This is a genomic window from Nonomuraea sp. NPDC050478 (genome assembly GCF_044458265.1).
GTDB classification, from domain to species: domain Bacteria; phylum Actinomycetota; class Actinomycetes; order Streptosporangiales; family Streptosporangiaceae; genus Nonomuraea; species Nonomuraea ferruginea.
Genome location: NZ_JBITHT010000007.1, coordinates 579,984 through 602,838, shown reverse-complemented (window position 1 = coordinate 602,838; position 22,855 = coordinate 579,984). Strand labels below are relative to the sequence as shown.

Sequence of the window (22,855 nt, the reverse complement as noted above, 5' to 3'; positions counted from 1 at the left end):
CGGATTCAGTGGCGGAAGGGGCCGGTCACCTCGTACGTGACGCCGTCCAGGCCCGCGCTGCCGCCGCTGGAGCCTCGCTGGGAGGAGAAGTACAGGCGGGTGCCGTCGGGGGAGAACGCGGGCCCGGTGATCTCGGACCCGTCGTGGCCGTCGACGCGCAGGACGGGCGCCACCACCCCGTCCGGCGTGATGATGTTGATCTCCATGTTGCCGCCGTCCTCGGCCACGTACAGGTCACCCGTGGGCGCGCCGGTGATGTTGTCGACCCCGTCGAGCGTGCCGCCGCCGTCGTAGACCGAGCCGAGCCGCTCGCGGACCGCGTCGTACGCCCACACCTTGCGGTCGCCCTTGGCCGTGAAGTAGCAGACGCCGTTGGCGTAGTGGCAGCCCTCGCCGCCGTCGAAGTGCCTGGCCTGGCTCACCTGGTGCCGCGTCTGCCGCTGCAGCACGGCGGGCGTGGGGTCGGGGACCTGGCGCCACACCACCGGGTCGCCGCCGCACAGCACCTCCAGCCGGCCGCTCGACAGGTCGCCCCACGTGGACGGGACGAACCGGTAGAAGCAGCCGTCGTCCTCGTCCTCGGTGAGGTAGACGACCCGCCGGTCGGGGTCGCACGCGGCCGCCTCGTGCTTGAACCGGCCCATCGCCGGCCGCGGCTGCGCGATCCGCACGCCGTACGGGTCGGTCTCGTAGACGCGGCCCCGGAAGATCTCTTCACAGGACAGCCAGGTGTCCCACGGCGTCCTGCCGCCCGCGCAGTTGAGGTTCGTGCCGTCCAGGATGCGGTACGCGCGCTCGATCGAGCCGTCAGCCCGGAACCTGATCGCCGACGCGCCGCCGACCAGCGGCACCTCCGAGTTGGACACGTAGATCCAGCCGCCGCCGTCGGCGAAGCAGGCGCCGCCGTCGGGCGCCGGATGCCAGAGGATGCCGCCGACCGGCCTGCTCGACCGGGCGACCACCCGGCTGGTGAACCCCGCGGGCAGCGCGACGCCGTTGCCGTCGGGAGGGCCCAGCGGCCCGTACGGGCTCGCGCCCCGCACCACCCCGGCCACGGCCGCCTCCTGCCACAGCGAGCCGGGCAGGGCGACAGCGCCCAGACCCGCGGAGACCGTACGGAGGAACGTCCGGCGATGCATGGCGGCTCCCGAGGGGGTACGCGACGGCGTCCACACACGATGAGCCGTGGACGGGATCCTGTGAATTGGACGGGAACGTAAAGTCGGCGGCCGGTTGCTGTGACCCGTCACAAAACCGGTGCGGGGCCTGTGAAGGGGATTGACGGGACCGGGCGGGAGGCTGATCATCGGTACGCCCGACCGCTCTTCAGAAGGTGCCGCCCATGCGAGCCGTTGCCCGCGCCCTCACGCTCGCCACGGCCCTCGTCACGGCGCTCGTCACGGCGCTTCCGGCCCCGCCCGCCGCCGCGCGCCCGGCTGTCACCACCGGCCCGGCCGCGCCCGGATGTGATCCGATCGACCCGGCCGTCTGCCTGCTGCCGTTCCCCAGCGACCACTACACCGTGGCGGACCGGGGCACCGCCACCGGCCGCCGCGTCGCGTTCCCCGTCGAGGCGATGCCCCGCTCGGTGGCCGGAGTCCCCGTCGACCCCACCGCGTGGAACGGCAACGACGGCTTCTCGCCCGGCTCGATGATCCTCACCCTCGTCCCCGGCCTCGACCTGGCCAGGACCGGCGCGGCCCCGATCACCGACATCGGCGCCTCGCTCGGCAGGGACGCGCCCATCGTCCTGCTCGACCTGGACACCGGTGAGCGCTGGCCGTACTGGGCCGAACTGGACGCGAACGCGCCGGAAGGCCGCCGGGCGCTCATCGTCCGCCCCGCCCGCAACCTGCGCGAGGGACACCGGTACGCGGTCGCGCTGCGCCACCTGCGCGACGCCGGCGGCGACCCGATCCCGCCCGGGGCCGCGTTCGCCGCCATCGCCGGCGCGCCGCTGCCGCACGGGCACGAGTTGCGGGACCGGCAGCGGGAGCTCCAGCCGGTGCTGCACGCGCTGCGCCGCCACGGCGTCCGCGCCGGCGGCCTCCACCTCGCCTGGGACTTCACCGTGGCCAGCGAGCGGAACCTGGCCGGCCGGGCCCTCGCCATGCGCGACGACGCCCTGCGCGGGCTGCGCGGGAACGCGCCCCCGTACGAGGTCACCGCCGTCACCGACCTCACCCCCGAGCAGGACGACAGGATCGCGCGCCGGGTCGAGGGCACCTTCCGGGTGCCGAGCTACCTCGACAGGCCCGGCGGGCCGCCCGGCTCCGGGCTGAACTACGGCCCGGACGGGCGGCCGGCCAGGCTGCCGGGGAACGAGCAGGTCGCCACCTTCCGCTGCGAGATCCCCCGCGTCGCCTTCACCCGCCCGGCCAGGCCCTCCCTGTACGGGCACGGGCTGCTCGGCAGGCACACTGAGGTGGGCGCGTCCAATGTCAGGACGATGGCGCAGCGGCACGGGTTCGTGTTCTGCGCCACCAAGTGGATCGGCATGGCGGACGAGGACATCCCCAACGTCATCGCCACTTTCGGCGACATGTCACGCTTCCACACCGTGCCTGACCGTACCCAGCAGGGCTTCCTGAACTTCATGTTCCTGGGACGCGCGATGACGGCCCGCGACGGCTTCACCGCCCACGCCGCCTTCAGGAACGAGCGCGGGCGGCCGCTCATCGACACCCGCGCCGAGCTCGTCTACGACGGCAACAGCCAGGGCGGCATCTTCGGCGGCGCGCTCGTCGCGCTCTCCACGGACATCCGGCGCGGCGTGCTCGGCGTGACCGGCATGAACTACAGCACCCTGTTCAACCGCAGCTCGGACGCGGCGCCCTTCCAGGCGGTGTTCGACCAGAGCTATCCCGACCGGCTGGAGCAGCAGATCATCCTGGCGCTCATGCAGATGCTGTGGGACCGCGGCGAGGCCAGTGGGTACGCCGCCCACATGACCGACGACCCTTACCCGGGCACGCCCCGGCACCGGGTGCTCATGCAGGTGGCGTACGGCGACCACCAGGTGGCCACGGTGACGGCCGAGGTCGAGGCGCGCACCGTCGGCGCCCGGGTCCGGCTCCCGGCCCTCGCGCCCGGCCGCTCACCCGACGCCGAACCGTACTGGGGCATCCGCGGCTTCCGCACCGCGCACGCGGGGTCGGCGCTGGTGGTGTGGGACAGCGGCACCCCGTCGCCGCCGCTCACCAACACGCCGCCGATGGAGGGCCCGCACGGCACCGACCCGCACGAGGACCCCCGCCGCACCCCCGCGGCCCAGCTCCAGAAGGCCGTCTTCCTCAAGACGGGAGTGGTGACGGACGTCTGCGGCGCTGCCCCGTGCCTGTCGGCCCCCGAGTGAGAGCACCGTGACCGGCCCGAAGATCACGTGCAGGGTCGGTCAGCGTCCCGGCGTCCGCTGGCGTCGCGGGTCGTTCGGGGCGGGGCGGAAGAGAGGGCGACGGGGGGTGGCCCTATCGTGAAAAGCCGGTAATGCGCAGGCCATGAAGGTCAGGGGAGGGCATGACGGTGGACGGGGGCTCCGTGATCGGGCGGCGGCAGGCGCTGGGCGCCGCGGGGGTGGCCGCGTGCGGCGTGTCACTGGCGGCGTGCGGCGGCGAAGCGGAGGACCGGCAGGTGCCGGGCATCAAGGGCAAGGTCATCGCCAAGACCGCCGACGTCCCGGTCGGCGGCGGCACGGTGGTGAAGAAGTACAAGATCGTGGTGACGCAGCCATCGGAAGGCGTCTACAAGGCGTACGGGGCGTCCTGCCCGCACCGCGGCTGCGCCGTCAGCACCCCGCGGGACAACGTGATGACCTGCCCCTGTCACGGCAGCGAGTTCGACGCCGGCACCGGGCAGGCCACGAAGGGCCCGGCCACCGGAAGCCTGGTCTCGTACCAGGTCAAGGTCGAGGGCGACGGCATCGTGGTCGTGTGAACCGGTAATTGTGCGTGGTTCTCCCGGGTTGGTGCGCGGCACGCTGAACCGCAGTCAGGTCGCCGGACGTACCTGAAGTGAAACCCGAACCTGGGAGGACGCACCATGACCGAAACGACGCGCCGGGCGGTGATGTTCGGAGCGGGCGGGGCCGGCCTCGCCGCGGTGCTCACCGCTTGCGCCAGCTACGGCTCACCGGCGGCGGAGCCGGCCCCGGACACGGCGGACCTGGCGGAAGAGCCCGACGGCGAGGAGTCGGCCGCCGCGCCCAAGAAGAAGAAGCCGAAGGCACTCGCCGACACCAGCGACATCCCCAGCGGTGAGGGAAAGATATTCAAGAACCAGGACGTGGTCATCACCCAGCCGTCGGAGGGTGAGTTCCGGGCGTTCAGCGCCACCTGCACCCATCAGGGCTGCGCGGTCGCCAGCGTCTCCAACGGTGTGATCAACTGCCCGTGCCACGGCAGCCAGTTCAGCATCGAGGACGGATCCGTGGTCCAAGGTCCGGCCGGCGAGCCGCTGGCAGAGAAAAAGATCAGTGTGTCAGGAGGCAAGATCAGGCTCGCCTAAGGCGCCTTTCATGGTTTTCTCACCTGGCTGCGGTTGGCTGTGGCGCATGGGAGAAGACCTCAAGAGCCGTAGAGCGGTGATCGCGGGTGTCGGCGCGGGTGGGCTGACGCTGGCACTGGCCGCCTGCGGCGGCAGCGACACCACGGCCGCGACGCAGGAACCGGCCGCTCCGGCCTCGTCCAGCGCCCCCTCGCAGGCCGCGCCCGCGCAGGGCGGGGGGCTGACCACGACCTCCGAGATCCCGGTCGGCGGGGGCAAGATCTTCGCGGACCAGAAGGTCGTCGTCGTGCAGCCGGCGCAGGGGCAGTTCAAGGCGTACGGCATCTCGTGCACCCACCAGGGCTGCCCGGTGGACAAGGTCGAGAACGGCGCCATCGTCTGCCCGTGCCACGGTAGCAAGTTCAAGATCGAGGACGGCTCGGTGAGCGACGGCCCGGCCACCAAGCCGCTGCCGGAGCACCAGCTCACCGTGGAGGGTGACCAGATCTCGCTGGCGTGACGTCCCGGCGCTCGCCCGTCTTCGCGGCGGGCGAGCCTGTCGGTGACGGCCACTAGGCTGGAATCGTGGCGCGATCAGGTGGCAGTCCGTTGAGTTTCCGTCCCCGGCCCGGCTCCATCCCCGATTCCCCCGGGGTCTACCGGTTCAGGGACGCTCACGGACGCGTGATCTACGTCGGCAAGGCCAAGAGCCTGCGCCAGCGGCTCAACTCCTACTTCGCCGACTTCTCCGCCCTGCACCCTCGCACCCAGACCATGCTGACCACGGCGGCCGACGTCGACTGGACCGTGGTCGCCACCGAAGTGGAGGCGCTGCAGCTCGAATACTCCTGGATCAAGGAGTTCGACCCGCGCTTCAACGTCAAGTACCGCGACGACAAGTCCTATCCGTACCTCGCCGTGACCATGGGCGAGGATTTCCCGCGCGTGCAGGTCATGCGTGGCGCCAGGCGCAAGGGCACCCGCTACTTCGGCCCCTACTCGCACGCCTGGGCCATCCGCGAGACCGTCGACCTGCTGCTGCGCGTCTTCCCGGTCCGCACGTGCAGCGCGGGCGTGTTCAAGCGCGCCGGCCAGATCGGCCGGCCGTGCCTGCTCGGCTACATCGACAAGTGCTCGGCGCCGTGCGTCGGCCGCGTCACCCCCGAGGAGCACCGCGCGCTCGCCGAGGACTTCTGCGACTTCATGGCGGGCAACACCAGCCGCTTCATCAAGCGGCTGGAGCGCGAGATGCGCGAGGCCGCCTCCGAGCAGGAGTACGAACGCGCCGCCCGGCTCCGCGACGACATCCAGGCGCTGCAGCGGGCGCTGGAGAAGCAGGCGGTCGTGCTCGGCGAGGGCACCGACGCCGACGTCGTCGCGCTCGCCGAGGACCCGCTGGAGGCCGCCGTCCAGGTGTTCTACGTGCGCGGCGGGCGCATCCGCGGCCAGCGCGGCTGGGTGGTCGACAAGGTCGAGGAGGCCGGCCCCGGCGAGCTGGTCGAGCAGTTCCTGCTGCAGATGTACGGCGACGCCGCCGCCGAGTCGATGCCCCGCGAGGTCCTCGTGCCCGCGCTGCCGCCCGACGCCGACGCCGTCGCCGACCTGCTGACCGAGCAGCGCCGGGCCCGGGTCGAGGTGCGGGTGCCGCAGCGCGGCGACAAGAAGGCGCTCATGGAGACCGTCGAGCGCAACGCCAAGGAGTCGCTCGCCCAGCACAAGATCCGCCGCGCGAGCGACCTGACCACGCGCAGCAAGGCCCTGCAGGAGATCGCCGACGCGCTCGACCTCGACCAGGCGCCGCTGCGCATCGAGTGCTACGACGTCTCCCACCTGCAGGGCGAGAACGTCGTCGCCTCCATGGTGGTGTTCGAGGACGGCCTGGTCCGCAAGAGCGAATACCGCCGCTTCGCGGTCAAGACCAAGGAGGGCGACGTCGCCGCCATCCACGAGGTCATCCTGCGCCGCTTCCGCCGTTACCTGGAGGAGCGCTCCGCCACCGGCGAGCTGACCCCCGAGGACGACGACGGCCACGGCCCCATCGACCCCGAGACGGGCCGGCCGCGCAAGTTCGCCTACCCGCCCAACCTGGTGGTGGTCGACGGCGCGGGCCCGCAGGCCGCCGCCGCGCAGCGGGCGCTCGACGAGCTGGGCGTCGACGACGTCGCCGTGGCCGGCCTGGCCAAGCGGCTGGAGGAGGTGTGGCTGCCGGGCGACGACCAGCCGGTGATCATGCCGCGCTCCAGCGAGGGCCTCTACCTGCTGCAACGCGTGCGTGATGAGGCACACCGGTTCGCCATCACCTACCATCGGGCCAAGAGGTCCAAGTCCGTCAAGGAGAGCGCGCTCGACAGCGTGCCCGGCCTCGGACCGGCGCGCCGCCAGGCGCTGCTCAAGCACTTCGGTTCCGTCAAGAAGCTGCGCGAGGCCACCGCGGAACAGATCCGCGAGGTCCCGGGCATCGGCCCCGCCACGGCCGAGGTGATCGTGTCGACCCTGAAGGGGGAGAGGCAGTGAAGACCACCGAGCCGGCGTTCGTCATCGTCACCGGCATGTCGGGGGCCGGGCGGAGCACCGCGGCCAAGGCCCTGGAGGACCTCGGCTGGTTCGTGATCGACAACCTGCCGCCCGGGCTCCTGTTCGCCATGGCGGAGGAGGCCGGCAAGGTCAAGCTCGCAGCCGACAAGGTGGCGGCCGTCGTCGACGTGCGCAGCCTGGCGTTCACCACCGACCTCAACGCCGCCATCGAGGAGCTGGAGACGCGCGCCGTGCGGGTGCGCGTGGTGTTCCTTGAGGCCAGCGACGAGGAGCTGGTGCGCCGCTTCGAGAACGTCCGCCGCCCCCACCCGCTCCAGGGCGACGGCCGGCTCGTCGACGGCATCACCCGCGAGCGCGGCATCCTGCGCGAGGTGCGGGCCAACGCCGACCTGGTGATCGACACCACCGCCCACAACGTCCACGAGCTGCGCAACAGGATCGTCGCCTACTTCGGCGGCGACGACCGTCCCGGCCTGCGGCTCAACGTGGTCTCGTTCGGCTTCAAGTACGGCCTGCCGGTCGACGCCGACCTGGTCGTCGACTGCCGCTTCCTGCCCAACCCGCACTGGGTGCCCGACCTGCGCCCGATGAACGGCACCGACCCGGCCGTGCGCGACTACGTCCTCGGCCAGCCCGGCGCCAAGGAGTTCCTCGACTCGTACGAGGAGGTCCTGCGGGTGGTCGCGACCGGCTACGGCCGGGAGGGCAAGAGCTACGCCACGCTCGCCGTCGGCTGCACGGGCGGCAAGCACCGCAGCGTCGCCATGGCCGAGCAGCTCGCCGCGCGCCTGCGTGACCGCGGCATGGAGGTCCAGGTGAGCCACCGGGATGTGGGGCGGGAGTGACCGGTGGCAGCGGGCGCGGGTTAAGCGAACCACCTTTCTGGGCGGGGTCGCAGCCGCCGTCCGGAGGGCCCCGCGTGGTCGCCCTCGGGGGCGGCCACGGACTGTACGCGTCGTTGTCCGCGCTGAGGGTGGTGACCGACGCGCTGACGGCGGTGGTCACCGTCGCCGACGACGGCGGCTCCAGCGGCCGGCTCAGGCGCGAGCTGGGCGTGCTCCCGCCGGGTGACCTGCGCATGGCGCTGGCCGCGCTGTGCGGCGACGACGAGTGGGGCAGCACCTGGAGCGAGGTGGTGCAGCACCGCTTCCGCAGCGAGGGCGAGCTGCACGGGCACGCCGTCGGCAACCTGCTCATCGTGGCCCTGTGGGAGCTGCTCGGCGACCCCGTGGCGGGCCTCGAATGGGTGGGCCGGCTGCTCGGCGCGCACGGCAGGGTGCTGCCGATGGCCTCGGTGCCTCTCGACATCGTGGCCGAGGTCGAGCTCGACGGCGTGATCTCGACCGTGCGCGGCCAGGTGGCGTGCGCGCTGACCCCGGGCCGGGTGCAGGCGATCTCGCTCGTGCCCGAAGACCCGCCCGCGCGGCCGGAGGCCGTCGAGGCGGTGCTGGAGGCCGACTGGGTGGTGTTCGGGCCGGGCTCGTGGTTCACCAGCGTGCTGCCGCACCTGAAGGTGCCCGAGCTGGCCAGGGCGCTGCACGACACCGGCGCCAAGCGGCTGGTCACGCTCAACCTGGCGCCGCAGCCGGGCGAGACCGACGACCTCTCGCCGCAGCAGCACCTGGAGGTGCTCAGGCAGCACGCGCCCGGTCTCTCGCTCGACGTGGTGCTCGCCGACGTCGGCGTGGTCGACGACCTGCCAGCGCTGGAGAAGTCGGCGGCGGCGTTCGGCGCCAGGCTGGTGACGGCCGACGTGGCGGCCCGCGACGGCTCCCCCCGGCACGACCCACGACGTCTTGCCTCCGTCCTGGACGAGATTTTCCTCCAGAAGCGTTGATCCTGGTCGGCGTGGCGCGAAGGTGCGAGAGGATGCTGTGAGCCGGTCTGTTTGGGGGAGGACTAACGCTCATGGCGATGACGGGTGTGGTGAAGGACGAGCTGAGCCGACTGTCTGTGCTCAAGCCCTGCTGCCGGAAGGCGGAGGTGTCGACGCTGCTGCGGTTCGCCAGCGGCCTGCACCTCGTGGGAGGGCGCATCGTAATCGAGGCGGAGCTCGACACCAACGCCACCGCGCGGCGGCTGATCAAGGACATCGGGGAGGTGTTCGGCCACAAGGCCGAGGTGCTGGTGCTGGCTCCCGCAGGGCTGCGCAAGGGGTCTCGCTACGTCGTGCGCGTCTACCGCGACGGTGAGGCGCTGGCCCGGCAGACGGGACTGATCGACAACCACGGGCGGCCGGTGCGGGGCCTGCCGCGGCAGGTGGTGGCGGGCGCCTCGTGCGACGCGGAGGCGGCCTGGCGCGGCGCGTTCCTCGCCCACGGGTCGCTCACCGAGCCGGGGCGTTCGATGTCGCTCGAAGTGACGTGCCCGGGTCCGGAGGCCGCGCTGGCGCTGGTGGGCTCGGCCAGGCGGCTGAAGATCCACGCCAAGGCGCGCGAGGTGCGCGGCGTCGACCGGGTCGTGGTGCGCGACGGCGACGCCATCAGCGCCCTGCTGACCAGGCTCGGCGCCCACGACAGCGTGCTGATGTGGGAGGACCGGCGGATGCGCCGCGAGGTCAGGGCGACCGCCAACCGGCTGGCCAACTTCGACGACGCCAACCTGCGCCGCTCCGCCAGGGCGGCGGTGGCGGCGGGCGCGCGGGTGCAGCGGGCGCTGGAGATCCTCGGCGACGAGGCGCCGGTGCACCTGGTGGTCGCGGGCCGGCTGCGGGTGGAGCACAAGCAGGCGTCCCTGGAGGAGCTGGGCCAGCTCGCCGACCCGCCGCTGACCAAGGACGCGATCGCCGGGCGGATCCGCCGGCTGCTGGCCATGGCCGACAAGCGCGCGGCCGACCTCGGCATCCCCAGCACCGAGGCCAACCTCACGGTCGACATGCTGACGTCCTGAGCGGCGCTCAGGCCTGGCCGCGGTCCGGCGGGAGGAAGAAGCTGCCGGTCGCGGTCGGGTCCTGCTTGGGCGGCTGGAGCGGCTCGAACGGAGCCCGGTACTCGGGCTCCGGCTCCTTCTCCGCCGTCTCCTCCGGGTCCCGCTGCGGCTTCTCGGCCGCGGCGTGCCTGCCCGTACGCCGCAGGCGCAGGGCGCGGGAGAGTACGAGGACGAACGCGGGCAGGGCGGCGGCCGCCATGATGGCCGGCAGCGGCCACGAGGGGTCGAGCGAGTTCCAGAACTGCCGGGCGGCGCCCGGGAGCGCGTCGAGGAAGCCCTGAAGGGTCAGCGGCGCGGCCGCGGTGTCCGCGCCGAAGCGCTGCGCGCCGACGGTCGAGAACACGTACGCGCCCATGACGATCAGGCCCCCGGGCACGGCCGCGGCCGCGAACAGGGCCGCGAAGAAGGACAGCAGGACGCTGCGGGGGCGGACGAGGCGGATGGCCCAGCCGACGAGTACGCCCACGACGAACGCGAGCGCGGCGAGGACCGGGATCCCGTCCCCGAAGGCGCGCAGCGACGAGGGCAGCCGGTCCATGAAGATGACGGCGGTCCCGAATCCGGCAGTGCAGATCAGCATCGTGATCAAGCCGATGACCAGGCCTGAAAGCAGGCCGGATCGTTGTCTTGACATCTCAGCCCCCAGAGAATGCCCGAGTTTACTCCGATGAGTCGGGCACTTTACTCGAAGTGCACAAAGCGCGCGTAACGAACCGCCATTCACGGCGAGGCGGGACCGCGTGGTCTAAACCAATTTAGGTCCGATAGGGTTTCTGGAGTTGAGGTATCAGCCCGCCATCACGTACGAGGAGATCGGTTCCGTGAGCATCCGCGTAGGCGTCAACGGCTTCGGCCGCATCGGTCGCAACTTCTGGCGCGCGGTGGCCGCCAGTGGCAAGGACATCGAGATCGTCGCTGTCAACGACCTCACCGACAACGCGACGCTGGCCCACCTGCTGAAGTACGACAGCATCCTGGGCCGCCTCCCGTACGAGGTGAAGGCTTCCAGCGACGAGATCACCGTCGACGGCAAGGCCATGAAGGTCTTCGAGGAGCGCGACCCGGCCAAGCTGCCCTGGGGCGACCTCGGGGTCGACGTGGTCGTCGAGTCGACCGGCCTGTTCACCGACGCGACCAAGGCCAGGGTCCACGCCGACAACGGCGCCAAGAAGGTCATCATCTCCGCGCCGGCCAAGAACGAAGACGTGACGGTCGTCATGGGCGTCAACCACACCGCCTACGACCCGGCCCAGCACACCGTCATCTCCAACGCCTCCTGCACCACCAACTGCCTGGCCCCGATGGCGAAGGTCCTGCACGACGCCTTCACCATCGAGAAGGGCCTTATGACCACCATCCACGCCTACACGCAGGACCAGAACCTCCAGGACGGCCCGCACAAGGACCTGCGTCGCGCCCGCGCCGCCGCGCTCAACGTGGTGCCCACCTCCACCGGCGCCGCCAAGGCCATCGGCCTCGTGCTGCCGGAGCTCAAGGGCAAGCTCGACGGCTTCGCCATGCGCGTGCCGATCCCCACCGGCTCGGCCACCGACCTCACCATCGACGTCAGCCGTGACGTCACGGTCGAGGAGGTCAACGCCGCGGTCAAGGCCGCCGCCGACGGCCCGCTCAAGGGCATCCTCACCTACACCGAGGACCCGATCGTCTCCGCCGACATCGTCACCGACCCGGCCTCCTGCATCTTCGACGCCGGCCTCACCAAGGTCATCGGCAACCAGGTCAAGGTCGTCGGCTGGTACGACAACGAGTGGGGCTACTCCAACCGCCTGGTCGACCTCATCGAGCTGGTGGGCGCGGACCTGTAGGACGACGGGCGAGCGAGGAAAGGGAGCCAGTTGCGCAATCTCGACGATCTCGACGTGAAGGGCCGGCGCGTGCTCGTGCGCGCGGACCTCAACGTGCCGCTCGACGGTGAGACGATCACCGACGACGGTCGCATCCGCGCGTCGCTGCCCACCGTCCGGGCCCTCGCGGGCAACGGGGCGAAGGTCATCGTCTGCGCCCACCTGGGCAGGCCCAAGGGGCAGGTCAAGCCGGAGTTCTCGCTGCGGCCGGTGGCCCGGCGGCTGGGCGAGCTTCTCGGCCAGGACGTCGCCTTCGCCTCCGACGTGGCGGGCGACGGCGCCAGGGCCACCGTGGAGGGCCTCCAGGAGGGCCAGGTGGCCCTGCTGGAGAACCTCCGCTTCGAGCCCGGCGAGACGGCCAAGGACGACGCCGAGCGTCGCGCCTTCGCCGAGCGGCTGGCCGGGCTGGCCGAGCTCTACGTGGGCGACGGGTTCGGCGCCGTGCACCGCAAGCACGCCAGCGTCTACGACGTGCCGGCGCTGCTGCCGCACGCGGCGGGCGGGCTGATCGCGGCCGAGGTCGACGTGCTGCGGAAGCTGACCGAGGACACCGAGCGGCCCTACGTGGTCGTGCTCGGCGGCGCCAAGGTGAGCGACAAGCTCGGCGTCATCGCCAACCTGCTCACCCGCGTCGACCGGCTCCTGATCGGCGGCGGCATGGCCTACACCTTCCTCAAGGCCCAGGGCCACGAGGTCGGCGGGTCGCTGCTCCAGGAGGACCAGCTCGACCAGGTCCGCGGCTTCCTGACCGAGGCGGCCGAGCGCGGCGTCGACCTGGTGCTGCCGGTCGACGTGCTGGCCGCCACCCACTTCGCCGCCGACGCCGCCTTCGACGTGGTGCCCGCCGACGCGATCCCCGCCGACCGGCAGGGGCTCGACATCGGGCCCCGTACGCGGGAGCTGTTCGCCGGCAAGCTGGCGGACGCCAGGACCGTGTTCTGGAACGGCCCGATGGGCGTGTTCGAGTTCGACGCGTTCGCCGGCGGCACCCGCGCGGTGGCCGAGGCGCTGATCTCGTCCGACGCCTTCACCGTGGTGGGCGGCGGCGACTCGGCGGCCGCGGTGCGCAGGCTCGGCCTGCCTGAAGACGGCTTCTCGCACATCTCCACCGGTGGCGGGGCCAGCTTGGAATACCTTGAGGGCAAGACCCTCCCCGGACTCGCCGCTTTGGAGGACTGAGCGTGAGAAAGCCCCTCATCGCCGGCAACTGGAAGATGAACCTCAACCACCTTGAGGCGATCGCGCTGGTCCAGAAGATGGCCTTCGCGCTCAACGACAAGGACTTCGACCGCGCCGAGGTGGCGGTCCTGCCGCCGTTCACCGACCTGCGCAGCGTGCAGACGCTCGTCGACGGCGACAAGCTGCGCATCGTCTACGGCGCGCAGGACCTGTCGCCGCACGACGCCGGCGCCTACACCGGCGAGATCTCCGGCGTCATGCTCGCCAAGCTGGGCTGCACGTTCGTGACCGTCGGTCACTCGGAGCGCAGGCAGTACCACCGCGAGGACGACGACCTCGTCAACGCCAAGGTGCTGGCCGCGCTCCGCCACTCGCTGACGCCGATCCTGTGCGTGGGCGAAGGGCTGGAGGTGCGCCAGGCGGGCGGTCACATCGCCCACTCGCTCGGCCAGCTCGACGGGGCGCTGCGCAAGGTCCCCGCCGAGCAGGCGAAGTCGATCGTGGTGGCCTACGAGCCGGTGTGGGCGATCGGCACCGGCGAGGTGGCCACTCCCGACGACGCCCAGGAGGTCTGCGGCGCACTGCGGCAGCGACTCGCGGAGCTGTACGACCCCGAAGTGGCCTCGGCGGTCCGTATCCTTTACGGAGGCTCGGTCAAGTCGGCGAACATCGCGGGGATCATGGCTCAGCCGGATGTCGACGGTGCGCTCGTGGGTGGAGCCAGCATCGACGCCGGGGAGTTCGTGAAGATCTGCCGATTCTCGGATATGGCAGGCTAACTGAGCCGTTCGGTGGGTGCGACTTGACATGAGGTCGTACCCTCTAGAGGCAAGTCTGAATCGTCACGCGTACCAAACCATTGAAGGACTAGGCATACCGTGGAACTCGGAATCTCCATCGCCCTCATCCTGACGAGCCTGCTGATGATCTTGCTCGTCCTGCTCCACAAGGGCAAGGGTGGCGGCCTGTCTGACATGTTCGGCGGCGGTTTCTCGTCGAACTTCGGCGGTTCCTCGGTGGTGGAGCGTAACCTCGACCGGCTCACCGTCATCACGGGAGTGGTCTGGTTCGTCTGCATCATCGCTCTGGGCCTGCTCGTCAAGCCCTGAGGCCAGACAGAACGCGTGACAGTGATTCTCCCCCCGTGGCTCACGGGGCGATCGAGCGAGGAGTTCATCCGTGGGTAGTGGCAACGCGATCCGTGGCAGCCGAGTCGGTGCCGGTCCTATGGGGGAGGCCGAGCGCGGCGAAGCGGCTCCGAGAGTGCGGGTCTCGTTCTGGTGCGCCAACATGCACGAAACGCGCCCCAGCTTCGCCAGCGACGCAGCGATCCCCGAGCTGTGGGACTGCCCGCGTTGTGGCCTCCCGGCCGGTCAGGATGAGAATGCGCCGCCTGCCCCCCCGAAGAACGAGCCCTACAAGACGCACCTCGCCTACGTGAAAGAGCGCAGGAGCGACAAGGACGGCAAGGCCATCCTCCAGGAAGCCCTGGAGCGGCTGCGCAACAACAAGTCCCCCTGGTAGGGCCAGACCACCCGAAGGGCCCCGGCGTCGCGCCGGGGCCCTTCGGCGCGTTCAGGCCTTCTCGTACACGGCCTCGCCGTCGACGAACGTCATGCGGACGCGGGTGGTCCAGATGTCCTCGGCCGGCAGGGCGAACGGGTCGCGGTCGAGCACCACGAGGTCGGCGGGGCGGCCCGGCTCGATCTTCCCGGCGGGGGAGCGGTTGATCCACGCCGAGCCCGCCGTGTACGCGGTCATCGCGGTGGCCAGGTCGACGCGCTGCTCGGGCAGGAACGGCGTCTGCGCCGTCGGGTAGCCGGCGTGCACGGACCCGCCCGGTTCGGTGCGGTTGACGGCCACGTGCATGCCCTGCAGCGGGTCGGCGTTCGACACCGGCCAGTCGCTGCCGGCGCAGAACCGGGTGCCGTGGCGGAGCAGGTCCGCGAACGGATACTGCCAGGACGAGCGCGGCTCGCCGAGGAACGGCAGCGTCAGCTCGTCCATCTGCAGATGGTGGGTGGCCCACAGCGGCTGCAGGTTGGCCGTCACGCCCAGCTCGGCGAAGCGCGGCACGTCCGACGGCTCGATGATCTGCAGGTGCGCGATGTGGTGGCGGTTGGCCGGATCGGTGCCGGCGAAGCCGTCGAGTGCCTCCCGCACCGCGCGCTCGCCGATCGCGTGGACGTGCACCTGGAAGCCGAGCCGGTCGAGCTCGGCGACGTACTCCCTGAGCTTGGCCGGATCCACGTACGACAGGCCCGTGCCGCCGCACCGGCAGTAGGGCTCCAGCGTGGCGGCGGTGAAGTTCTCCGTGATGCCGTCCTGCATGATCTTGATCGAGGTGGCGGCGAACCGGTCCAGCCCCTCGGCCGACGCCCGTCGTGAGAGCAGGTCGTCGATCTGGTCCAGGCCGCGGGTGCGGTCCCACCACAGCGCGCCCACCACGCGCGCCCTGAGCCGCCCTGAGCGGGCCGCGGACAGGTAGGCGGGCAACTGGTCGTCCGAGCCGGCGTACGAGCCCACGATCGCGTCCTGCCAGCCCGTGATGCCCAGCGTGAACAGGTGCGCCTGGGCGTCCATCAGGGCGGCGTCCAGGTCCGCTGCGGTGGGGCGCGGGGTGAGCAGGCCGACGAGGTCCATCGCGCCCTCGTGCAGCACGCCCGTGGGGGTGCCGTCCGGGTCGCGCTCGATCCGGCCGTCGGCGGGGTCGGGCGTGTCCTTCCCGATCCCGGCCCGTTCCAGCGCGCGGCCGTTGACCCAGGCGGCGTGGTGGTCGCGCTGGATCAGGTAGGCGGGCCGGTCCAGGAAGTCCAGTTGCTCGCGCCTGGGCAGCCCGCCGGGGAAGGCGGACATGTCCCAGCCGCCGCCGTCGATCCAGGCCCTGTCCGGGTGCGCGTCCGCGTAGGCGCGGACGGCGTCAAGATACTCGTCCAGCCCGTACCGTTCCGAGAGGTCGCATCGGGCCCGCTCCAGGCCCGCCTGGACCGGGTGCATGTGCGCGTCGGTGAAGCCGGGCGTCAGCAGGCCGCCGTCCAGGTCCACGGTCTCGTGCCCGGGCGCCCGGGCGGACAGCTCCCGCTCGGCGCCGACGGCGGCGATCACTCCGTCGCGCACTAGGACGGACTCGGCGAAGTCGCCCTTCGCGGTGAACACGCGTCCGCCTCGGAAGAGTATGTTCATGCGGCCTGCTCTTTCGTACAGGTAGTTGAGCGGTGAAACACGACGTTAGCGGCAACGTAACAGGTACCCGGCATCCTTCTCATATGGGATTTCTGCGCATCCGCACCACCGTCGACGAGCGTCCCGGACGACTCGCCTCCCTCGCCGCCGCGCTCGCCGAGCGGGGTGGCAACATTCTCGGCCTGAGCGTCCAGTCCGACCCTGACGGCACCGTGGACGAGTTCGTCGCCGACATCCCCGCGAACCCCGAGACGGTGCGCGAGGCGCTCGAAGCGGCCGGCGGGCGGCGCGTCGTGGTCGTGCCCGCGACCGCGCACGAGCTGACCGACGAGCCCACCCGCGCCCTCCTGCTCGCCTCCCGGCTGCGCGCCATGCCGTGGCGGCTCCCCGAGCTGCTGGCGGAGCTGCTGCGCGCGGACGACGCCAGGTGGACCTATGGTGATGCGGTGAGTGATTTGCCTGATCCGACCCAGCTTGTCGTGCCGGTCGCGGCCAAGAGAGCCGTGCGGCTGCGTCGCGCGGAGCTGCCGTTCACCCTGACCGAGGCTGCCAGGGCCGCCTCCTTCGCCCGGCTGGCCCAGCCGCCCGTGGAGCAGGCGGGCGGTGAGACCGCGGTCAAGCTGGCCGACGGCGCCGAGGTCGTGATCAAGCCGCTCACCCCGGTCTACCGCGAGGCGGTACGCGACCTGCACGACCGTTGCTCGCCGGAGTCGCGCCGGTTCCGCTACTTCACCGCGATGCCGTCGCTGCCGCCGCGCATGTTCGAGCGGCTGTGCGATCGCCGCCGCGGCCACTCGCTGGTGGCGGGCAACGACGGGCAGGTGGTCGCGCTGGCCAACCTCGTCTTCACCGCCGATCCGGGCATCGCCGAGATGGCGTTCCTGGTCGAGGACCGCTGGCAGGGGCGCGGGCTGGGCTCGGTCATGGCCAGGGCGCTCGTGCGGGAGGCCAGGGACCTGGGCTACGCCGAGGTCAGGACCTCCATGCTCGCCGACAACGTACGCATGCGCAGGCTGCTCGTCTCGCTGGGCGCCACGCTCGCCTACACCGACGACCCCGGCGTGGTGGAGGGGCGGCTGCCCGTCGGCGCCATGACGTCAGTCTGACGGGCCGGGCTCCGGCCCGATGCCGAGATGCCGCTCGATGCGTTCGAGGCTCTCCTGGATCTGCGCGAGCCGCTGGGCCACCGTCGAACTCGCGGTGAAGTACGTCTCACCCGGCCGCTCCTTCGGGCCCCGGTCCAGCCGGTCCAGGACGCGCTGCCGTATCGCGACGAAGTCGGCCCCCGTCGCCGCGAGCGCCTGCGCGCCCAGGCCCTGGCCCTCCTTGAGCAGGCCTAGCAGGATGTGCTCGCTGGAGATGTAGGTGTGGCGGAGCTGCAACGCCTCGCGCAGCGACAGCTCCAGCACCTTCTTGGCCCTGGGGGTGAACGGGATGTGCTCGTCGGGCCCGCTCTCGCCGGTGCCGATCTCGCGCACCACGAACTCCCGCACCGGCTCCAGGCTCGCCCCGCAGTCGGCCAGCACGCGCGCGGACGCCCCCTCGCCCTCCCGCATGAGACCGAGCAGCAGGTGCTCGGTGCCGATGTAGTTGTGACGCATGGCCCTGGCCTCCACCTGGGCGAGGACGACGACCTGGCGGGCACGGTCGGTGAAGCGCTCGAACACGGGCGGCCTCCGTTCGAGTGGGCTGTCTCCACTATGCGCTAGAAAACCGGCCATGTGGGGTACCTCACATGTGTGGATCTTGATGAGGTCACCGGGCGGCTGTACGCGCTGCCGCCGTCCGATTTCACCGCGGCCCGCACCGCCGAGGCCCGGGCGGCCAAGGAGGCGGGCGACGCCGCGCTGGCCCGCGAGATCGGCAAGCTGCGCAAGCCCACCGTCTCCGCCTGGGCGGTGAACCGCGCCGCCCGCGAGCACGCGGACGAGCTGGGCGAGCTGCTGGCCGTCGGTGAGGAGCTGCGCGCGGCGTGGGCGGCCCAGGACTCCGACGCGCTGGCCGCGGCGACCCGGCGGCGCGGCGAGGTGACCGGCCGGCTGTCCCGGCTGATCAGGGAGACGGCGGACCTGTCGGCCGCCGCCGCGGCGGAGGTGGACCAGACGCTCGACGCCGCCGTCGTGGACGCGGACGCCGCCGATGAGGTGCGCCGCGGCCGCCTGGCCAAGCCGCTCAGCTACAGCGGTTTCGCGCCCGCTCCCGTGAGCGCCGCTCCGGCGGCCCGCAGGAAGAAGCCGCCCCCGCCGGAGGACGAGGCCCGGAAGGCGAAGGAGCGGGCGGAGGCCGAGGCCAGGGAAGCGAAGGAGCGGGCGGAGGCCGAGGCCGCGCACCGCGAGTGGAGCGGGGCCCTGGCCGAGGCCGAGCAGGAGCACGGCGAGCGCGCCGACAAGGTGGCCCGGCTGGAGAAGAGGCTGGCCAAGGCGCGCAAACGGCTGGAGGCCGCGGCCCACCGGCTCGACGTGGCCCGCCGCGAGGAACGCCACGCCCGCGCCCGACTGGACGGCTAACGTCTCCCGGGGCAGAGGCGCCGCCGGCTATGTACGACGGCGCGGCTATGTACGACGGCGCGGCCATGTACGACGGCGCGGCCATGTACGACAGCGCGGCCACGAAGGTCATGCCGGCCGCCATCCCGGCCGAGCACAGCTCGTCGCCGGTTCCCCTTCGGCTCCTGCCCCGCTCGGGCAGGACGCGGACAAGGTCGCAGGTCCAGGTCCACCACGGCTAGCGAACCGCCCCCGTGCGCGTGGCCGGGCGGAGCGCCGGACGTCGCCAGCACCAGGAGGACGGACATGAATACGAGGTCGCCGATGTGAGGACCGGTGTCCGCACGGTGGGAGGAGTGCCGCAGAGCCAGCCGAGGGTCAGGGAGAATCTGACAAGATGATGGCAGATTCAGGCGGAAAACCTTCCGGGCGAAGCCGGGCCCGGCCTAAGGTCGTCGGCATGACCATCGACGCCTTCATCGACGCCCTGCCCAAGGTCGAACTCCACGTCCACCTGGTCGGATCCGCCTCCGTGCCCACCGTGCTGGAGCTGGCCCGCCGCCACCCCGGCAACGGCGTGCCCACGAGCGAGGAGGAGCTGCGCGCGTTCTACACCTTCCGCGACTTCCCGCACTTCGCCCAGGTGTACGCGGCCGTCAACGCGCTGGTCCGCGAGCCGGAGGACATCGCCACTCTCGTCACCGGGCTGGCCCGCGACCTGGCGGGACAGGGCGGGCGCTATGCCGAGCTGCAGGTCACCCCGTACGCGCACCACATCACCGGGATCCCCAGAGGCGAGGTCACCCGGGCGCTCGACCTGGCCGCGCGGCGGTCGCTCGACGAGCACGGGGTCGAGATCGCGTACATCTTCGACATCCCCGGCGAGTTCGGCGAGGAGGCCGCGAAGATCACGCTCGACCACGCGCTCGAAGAACCTCCCGCGGCATTGGTAGGTTTCGGCCTGGGCGGGATCGAGCAGCGGCGGCCCCGCTACCGCGACGCCTTCCGCGACGCGTTCGCCGCCGCGCGGGCGGCGGGGCTGCACAGCGTCCCGCACGGCGGCGAGATGACCGGGCCCGAGACCGTCTGGGAGGTCATCGAGGGCCTCGGCGCCGAGCGCGTCGGTCACGGCATCGCGTGCCTGGCCGATCCCCGGCTCGTCGCCCACCTGCGCGAGACGCAGCTCCCGCTGGACGTGTGCCCCACCTCCAACGTGTGCACCGGCCAGGTGGCGCGGATCGAGGACCACCCGCTGCCGCGCCTGCTGGAGGAGGGCCTGTTCGTCACGCTCAACAGCGACGACCCGCCCATGTTCGCCACCACCCTGGCCGGCGAGTACCGCGTGGCGGCCCGCGTCTTCGGCCTCGGCCGTACGGAGCTGGCCCAGCTCGCCCGCAACGCGGTGACGGCGTCCTACCTGGCTCGGGAGCGCAAGAAGGCACTCCTGGCCGAGATCGACGCCCTGGCCGCCTGACGATCCCGCGATTTGTCGGCGGGACACCCTAAGGTCCCGATCATGACGAACGCCTGGGAAGAGGTCAGGGCCGCCATCGAGGCGGTAGACACGCCCGCCGTGGTCAAGCTGGTGACGGGGCTCGACGACGAGCAGCGCCGCGAAGTGGCCGCCGCCCTGCCGGGACACCTGCCGGTCGCCCAGGAGGCCGGCCGGCGCAGGGAGCACGAGCGCGCCGAACAGCGCATGGCCGCGGTCCGTGAGCTCGCCGGCAGGAGGGGCCGGTCGATGTACGAGTTACCCGAGTACCACGAGCACGTCCGCTGGTCGCGGCATGACCTCTGGATCGAGCCGATGCGGGTCGCCGGGGCCGCCACCATCGTGGGCGCCGCCGCTGTCGCCACCTGGCTCAGCAGGCCAGACCTGCAGCGCCAGTGGGACGAGCCCGGGCGCGACGACGTGCCGTTCATCCTCGACGTCGTGTCGGCCCGGCCGGTCGCCTGGCAGCAGGACCTCGCCGTACGCTTCGCGCTGCGGCTGCGCGGTACCCGCCCCACCCGCGACCGGCGCGTCCAGCTCGCCCTGAGGCTGCTGCGCCACACGGGCGCCGTCCCGCCCGCGCACGACCCGCTCACCCTCGCCTGGATCGTCGGCACCCCGCCCGACCGGCTGTCCGGCGACCCGCTCCTGGACACGATGGTGCCCAGGCTGTTCGAGACCGAGGGCGCGGGCCGGCTGCTCACCGACGACGCCTGGCCCGCCGCACTCGCCGAGCTCGCCCGTACCGGCAGGATCGCCCGGCAGGTGCTGCTCGACGGCTGCCTCACCCGGTTCCTGCGCGGCGGCGAGGCCACCGGCCTGCGCTTCTTCGTCCGTCTCCACGAGCGGCTCGACCCCGCCCCCGAGGAGGTCGCCGACCGCCTGGGCGACTACCTGGCGCTGCTGCCCGCGTCCGCGGCCAACGTCGCCGACCTGGCGCTCAAGCAGGTCCAGCGGGGCGGTCCGGTGCCCGCCGCCGACGCCGGCGAGGCCGTCCAGGGTCTGCTGTTCCGCAAGGAGGGCAAGCTCGTACGGGCCGGCCTGGCCTGGCTCGACCGGCTGCTCAAGGACGGCGACGACGACCTCGACGCCTACGCGCCCGCGCTGGCCGCCGCCCTGCTCTGCGAGGCCGCCGGCGCCCGCGAGCGCGCGGTGAGGCTGGCCGTCAAGCACGCGGCCCGGTTCGGGCCGGCCGGAGCCGAGACACTGCGCGAGGCGGTGGCGACGCTCCCCGCCCACCAGGGAGCCGCGCTGGCCGCGGCCTTCGGAGGCGACGTGGCGGCGGAGCCGGAGCCGGAGACGTTCACGCCCGGCACGCTGCCGCCCGCGCCCCAGGCCGCCCCGATGCCGCCGCCGCTCCGCACTCCCGGTGAGCTGGGCAACTTCATGCCCAAGGAGTCCAGCTGGATCAGGACCGAGCGCTGGCTGGACGCCTTCGTCAGGCTCTTCGCGGGGCGGGAACGCGACCGGCTGCCCGCCGCGCTGACCCGGCACGCGACCCCCGACAACGAGTTCAGGGGAGCGCCGTGGTGGCACGCGAGCACGTGGGCCGGCGCGATGATCAGGGAGCTGACCGATCCGGGGGCCGAGAGCCGGATCCGGGACGCCGCCCCGGTGGCGAGGCGGATCCCGGAGATGACGCACGCCGCGGTCTGGAAGCTGATGCCGCTCATCCGGTACGCCGAGGTCTACCAGGCCCTGGTCGAGCGGCGGCTGCCGCCGTACCTGCTGGCCACGCCCACCCGGGTCAACGGGCTGCTCGACCCGGGGACGCTGGTGGAGCGGCTCGAAGGGTACGAGCGCGCCGGCGTCGAGGCGCTGCCCGTGGACCTGCGGCAGGCGCTGCTGCGGCTGGGGCGGTCCGTGGAGCCCGAGGTGGCCGCCCGCGCGGCGCGGCTGACCGGTGAGGCGGGACGCCGGGTCGCCCGCTGGCTCACCGACCGGCCCGCCGACCCCGTGGTGACGCTCCACAGGGGGGAGCACCTGGACAGGCCCCACACGTTCTCGGAGTTCTCGTCCGGGCCCGAGTATCAAGAGGTGCTGGGCGACCTGCTGGTGCACCGCTGGCACGAGGAGGAGCTCGGCCGGACCCTCGCCGTCTTCGCCGGGCACCGCGAGCTGGTCGCCGCCCGCTGCGTACGGTACCCGGCGACGTACGGGTACTTCGGCGCGTACAAACCCGCCGACGTCGCCCTGCTGGCCGACGGCGACGGCCCGGCGGGGCCCGGGATGTCGTTGATGCTGGCGTACTCGCTGGTCGACGACGGCCGGGACCTGGCGGTGGAGGCGTTCCTGCGACTGGCCGCGGGGGGCGGTGTGGCGGGGGAGGAGGCCGGCCGGCGACTCGCCGAGGTGCTGCGGCACGGCGGGGAAGGGCCGAAGCGCGCTCTCGCGGCGCTCAGGGAGGCGGCGCTGAAGGGCGCGCACCGGGAGGTGTGGGAGGTGATGGCCGGCTGGCTGACCGCCTCTCTGCCGGGGCCGGGGGAGCGGGCCACCGCGGGGCACACCCGGATGGTGTCGCTCGCGGCCGACGTGGCCTCCTGGGTGGGTGCGCGGGGCGAGTTGCCGATGATCGCCGAACTGGCGAGCCGCCGACCCGGCAGCGAACTCGTCCGCCAGGCCCGCCGCCTGCACGCCTGCCTCACCACCCCGCCCGCCTGACGTCGTCACCAGGCGGCTCGTTCCTCCTGCCGCGGCGTTGATCG

22 protein-coding genes are annotated in these 22,855 nt (G+C 72.2%); 18 read left to right on the top strand and 4 right to left on the bottom strand.

The annotated features are described in order from the left end of the window. Nucleotides 1-5: 5 nt before the first annotated feature. Nucleotides 6-1,139: an alkaline phosphatase PhoX gene (locus ACIBF7_RS35620; protein WP_397199106.1), complete on the bottom strand. Its 1,134-nt coding sequence runs from the start codon at nucleotides 1,137-1,139 to the stop codon at nucleotides 6-8. Nucleotides 1,140-1,342: 203 nt separating this feature from the next. Between ACIBF7_RS35620 and ACIBF7_RS35615 the strand changes: the two genes are divergently transcribed. The 8 genes from ACIBF7_RS35615 to whiA all read left to right on the top strand — a co-directional run bounded on the left by ACIBF7_RS35615 (nucleotide 1,343) and on the right by whiA (nucleotide 9,906). Further along, nucleotides 1,343-3,355, top strand: a complete 2,013-nt coding sequence (locus tag ACIBF7_RS35615) for a hypothetical protein (protein ID WP_397199105.1) — start codon at nucleotides 1,343-1,345, stop codon at nucleotides 3,353-3,355. 161 nt (nucleotides 3,356-3,516) lie between these two features. After that, nucleotides 3,517-3,933: a Rieske (2Fe-2S) protein gene (locus ACIBF7_RS35610; RefSeq protein WP_148031257.1), complete on the top strand. Its 417-nt coding sequence runs from the start codon at nucleotides 3,517-3,519 to the stop codon at nucleotides 3,931-3,933. 105 nt (nucleotides 3,934-4,038) lie between these two features. Further along, nucleotides 4,039-4,503: a Rieske (2Fe-2S) protein gene (locus tag ACIBF7_RS35605; RefSeq protein ID WP_148031258.1), complete on the top strand. Its 465-nt coding sequence runs from the start codon at nucleotides 4,039-4,041 to the stop codon at nucleotides 4,501-4,503. Between the two features lie 46 nt (nucleotides 4,504-4,549). Continuing rightward, on the top strand, nucleotides 4,550-5,002 hold the full coding sequence (locus ACIBF7_RS35600) for a Rieske (2Fe-2S) protein (RefSeq protein WP_219550072.1): 453 nt from the start codon (nucleotides 4,550-4,552) through the stop codon (nucleotides 5,000-5,002). An 89-nt stretch (nucleotides 5,003-5,091) separates the two neighbouring features. Then, complete coding sequence (uvrC, locus tag ACIBF7_RS35595) at nucleotides 5,092-6,996, top strand: excinuclease ABC subunit UvrC (protein WP_148031260.1); 1,905 nt, start codon at nucleotides 5,092-5,094, stop codon at nucleotides 6,994-6,996. Beyond that, nucleotides 6,993-7,862 (top strand): RNase adapter RapZ, encoded by an 870-nt coding sequence (rapZ, locus tag ACIBF7_RS35590; protein ID WP_148031261.1) that lies wholly within the window; start codon nucleotides 6,993-6,995, stop codon nucleotides 7,860-7,862. Before uvrC ends, rapZ begins: the two co-directional genes overlap by 4 nt. 74 nt (nucleotides 7,863-7,936) lie before the next feature. Continuing rightward, the gene (gene yvcK / locus ACIBF7_RS35585) at nucleotides 7,937-8,854 is read left to right on the top strand and encodes a uridine diphosphate-N-acetylglucosamine-binding protein YvcK (protein WP_148031262.1); all 918 of its coding nucleotides are present in this window, start codon (nucleotides 7,937-7,939) and stop codon (nucleotides 8,852-8,854) included. A gap of 71 nt (nucleotides 8,855-8,925) precedes the next feature. Beyond that, the gene (gene whiA, locus ACIBF7_RS35580; RefSeq protein ID WP_148031263.1) at nucleotides 8,926-9,906 is read left to right on the top strand and encodes a DNA-binding protein WhiA; all 981 of its coding nucleotides are present in this window, start codon (nucleotides 8,926-8,928) and stop codon (nucleotides 9,904-9,906) included. 7 nt (nucleotides 9,907-9,913) lie between these two features. On the opposite strand, the gene ACIBF7_RS35575 is transcribed toward whiA, so the two are convergent. Beyond that, entirely contained in the window at nucleotides 9,914-10,525 is a 612-nt protein-coding gene (locus ACIBF7_RS35575; RefSeq protein ID WP_397199103.1) for a hypothetical protein, read from the bottom strand. A 241-nt stretch (nucleotides 10,526-10,766) separates the two neighbouring features. On the opposite strand from ACIBF7_RS35575, the gene gap reads away from it, so the two are divergent. The 5 genes from gap (at nucleotide 10,767) to ACIBF7_RS35550 (ending at nucleotide 14,513) form a co-directional block, all read left to right on the top strand. Next, complete coding sequence (gene gap, locus ACIBF7_RS35570; RefSeq protein ID WP_148031265.1) at nucleotides 10,767-11,771, top strand: type I glyceraldehyde-3-phosphate dehydrogenase; 1,005 nt, start codon at nucleotides 10,767-10,769, stop codon at nucleotides 11,769-11,771. Between the two features lie 30 nt (nucleotides 11,772-11,801). After that, nucleotides 11,802-12,989 carry a phosphoglycerate kinase gene (locus ACIBF7_RS35565; RefSeq protein WP_148031266.1) on the top strand — a complete coding sequence of 396 codons (1,188 nt, stop codon included), beginning with the start codon at nucleotides 11,802-11,804 and terminating at the stop codon, nucleotides 12,987-12,989. Continuing rightward, nucleotides 12,986-13,768 carry a triose-phosphate isomerase gene (gene tpiA, locus ACIBF7_RS35560; protein WP_271275636.1) on the top strand — a complete coding sequence of 261 codons (783 nt, stop codon included), beginning with the start codon at nucleotides 12,986-12,988 and terminating at the stop codon, nucleotides 13,766-13,768. The genes ACIBF7_RS35565 and tpiA overlap by 4 nt, the downstream gene beginning before the upstream one ends. Nucleotides 13,769-13,867: 99 nt before the next feature. Then, the gene (gene secG / locus ACIBF7_RS35555) at nucleotides 13,868-14,098 is read left to right on the top strand and encodes a preprotein translocase subunit SecG (protein WP_148031268.1); all 231 of its coding nucleotides are present in this window, start codon (nucleotides 13,868-13,870) and stop codon (nucleotides 14,096-14,098) included. Between the two features lie 70 nt (nucleotides 14,099-14,168). Next, nucleotides 14,169-14,513: an RNA polymerase-binding protein RbpA gene (locus ACIBF7_RS35550; RefSeq protein ID WP_148031269.1), complete on the top strand. Its 345-nt coding sequence runs from the start codon at nucleotides 14,169-14,171 to the stop codon at nucleotides 14,511-14,513. 51 nt (nucleotides 14,514-14,564) lie between these two features. On the opposite strand, the gene ACIBF7_RS35545 is transcribed toward ACIBF7_RS35550, so the two are convergent. Next, complete coding sequence (locus ACIBF7_RS35545; RefSeq protein ID WP_397199102.1) at nucleotides 14,565-16,172, bottom strand: amidohydrolase; 1,608 nt, start codon at nucleotides 16,170-16,172, stop codon at nucleotides 14,565-14,567. A gap of 83 nt (nucleotides 16,173-16,255) precedes the next feature. On the opposite strand from ACIBF7_RS35545, the gene ACIBF7_RS35540 reads away from it, so the two are divergent. After that, nucleotides 16,256-17,278: a GNAT family N-acetyltransferase gene (locus ACIBF7_RS35540; RefSeq protein ID WP_148031271.1), complete on the top strand. Its 1,023-nt coding sequence runs from the start codon at nucleotides 16,256-16,258 to the stop codon at nucleotides 17,276-17,278. Here ACIBF7_RS35540 and ACIBF7_RS35535 read toward each other — a convergent pair. Continuing rightward, on the bottom strand, nucleotides 17,270-17,839 hold the full coding sequence (locus tag ACIBF7_RS35535; protein ID WP_148031272.1) for a Clp protease N-terminal domain-containing protein: 570 nt from the start codon (nucleotides 17,837-17,839) through the stop codon (nucleotides 17,270-17,272). The genes ACIBF7_RS35540 and ACIBF7_RS35535 overlap by 9 nt on opposite strands. Nucleotides 17,840-17,911: 72 nt before the next feature. Here ACIBF7_RS35535 and ACIBF7_RS35530 point away from each other — a divergent pair, with 72 nt between their 5' ends. The 4 genes from ACIBF7_RS35530 to ACIBF7_RS35515 all read left to right on the top strand — a co-directional run bounded on the left by ACIBF7_RS35530 (nucleotide 17,912) and on the right by ACIBF7_RS35515 (nucleotide 22,811). Further along, nucleotides 17,912-18,679 carry a hypothetical protein gene (locus ACIBF7_RS35530; RefSeq protein ID WP_397199101.1) on the top strand — a complete coding sequence of 256 codons (768 nt, stop codon included), beginning with the start codon at nucleotides 17,912-17,914 and terminating at the stop codon, nucleotides 18,677-18,679. Between the two features lie 29 nt (nucleotides 18,680-18,708). After that, the gene (locus tag ACIBF7_RS35525) at nucleotides 18,709-18,900 is read left to right on the top strand and encodes a hypothetical protein (protein ID WP_397199100.1); all 192 of its coding nucleotides are present in this window, start codon (nucleotides 18,709-18,711) and stop codon (nucleotides 18,898-18,900) included. Nucleotides 18,901-19,118: 218 nt separating this feature from the next. Further along, nucleotides 19,119-20,132, top strand: a complete 1,014-nt coding sequence (gene add, locus ACIBF7_RS35520; protein ID WP_364230480.1) for an adenosine deaminase — start codon at nucleotides 19,119-19,121, stop codon at nucleotides 20,130-20,132. Nucleotides 20,133-20,174: 42 nt separating this feature from the next. After that, the gene (locus ACIBF7_RS35515) at nucleotides 20,175-22,811 is read left to right on the top strand and encodes a DUF6493 family protein (protein ID WP_397199099.1); all 2,637 of its coding nucleotides are present in this window, start codon (nucleotides 20,175-20,177) and stop codon (nucleotides 22,809-22,811) included. The last annotated feature ends 44 nt before the right edge of the window (nucleotides 22,812-22,855 follow it).

Excerpts from the sequence above, each read along its gene's own strand:
- ACIBF7_RS35605 (WP_148031258.1), top strand. The coding sequence starts at position 4,039 with ATGACCGAAACGACGCGCCGGGCGGTGATGTTCGGAGCGGGCGGGGCC.
- ACIBF7_RS35615 (WP_397199105.1), top strand. The coding sequence starts at position 1,343 with ATGCGAGCCGTTGCCCGCGCCCTCACGCTCGCCACGGCCCTCGTCACG.
- ACIBF7_RS35545 (WP_397199102.1), bottom strand. The coding sequence starts at position 16,172 with ATGAACATACTCTTCCGAGGCGGACGCGTGTTCACCGCGAAGGGCGAC.
- ACIBF7_RS35620 (WP_397199106.1), bottom strand. The coding sequence starts at position 1,139 with ATGCATCGCCGGACGTTCCTCCGTACGGTCTCCGCGGGTCTGGGCGCT.
- whiA (WP_148031263.1), top strand. The coding sequence starts at position 8,926 with ATGGCGATGACGGGTGTGGTGAAGGACGAGCTGAGCCGACTGTCTGTG.
- ACIBF7_RS35515 (WP_397199099.1), top strand. The coding sequence starts at position 20,175 with ATGACGAACGCCTGGGAAGAGGTCAGGGCCGCCATCGAGGCGGTAGAC.
- add (WP_364230480.1), top strand. The coding sequence starts at position 19,119 with ATGACCATCGACGCCTTCATCGACGCCCTGCCCAAGGTCGAACTCCAC.
- ACIBF7_RS35540 (WP_148031271.1), top strand. The coding sequence starts at position 16,256 with ATGGGATTTCTGCGCATCCGCACCACCGTCGACGAGCGTCCCGGACGA.
- ACIBF7_RS35600 (WP_219550072.1), top strand. The coding sequence starts at position 4,550 with ATGGGAGAAGACCTCAAGAGCCGTAGAGCGGTGATCGCGGGTGTCGGC.
- ACIBF7_RS35575 (WP_397199103.1), bottom strand. The coding sequence starts at position 10,525 with ATGCTGATCTGCACTGCCGGATTCGGGACCGCCGTCATCTTCATGGAC.
- ACIBF7_RS35525 (WP_397199100.1), top strand. The coding sequence starts at position 18,709 with ATGTACGACGGCGCGGCTATGTACGACGGCGCGGCCATGTACGACGGC.
- ACIBF7_RS35610 (WP_148031257.1), top strand. The coding sequence starts at position 3,517 with ATGACGGTGGACGGGGGCTCCGTGATCGGGCGGCGGCAGGCGCTGGGC.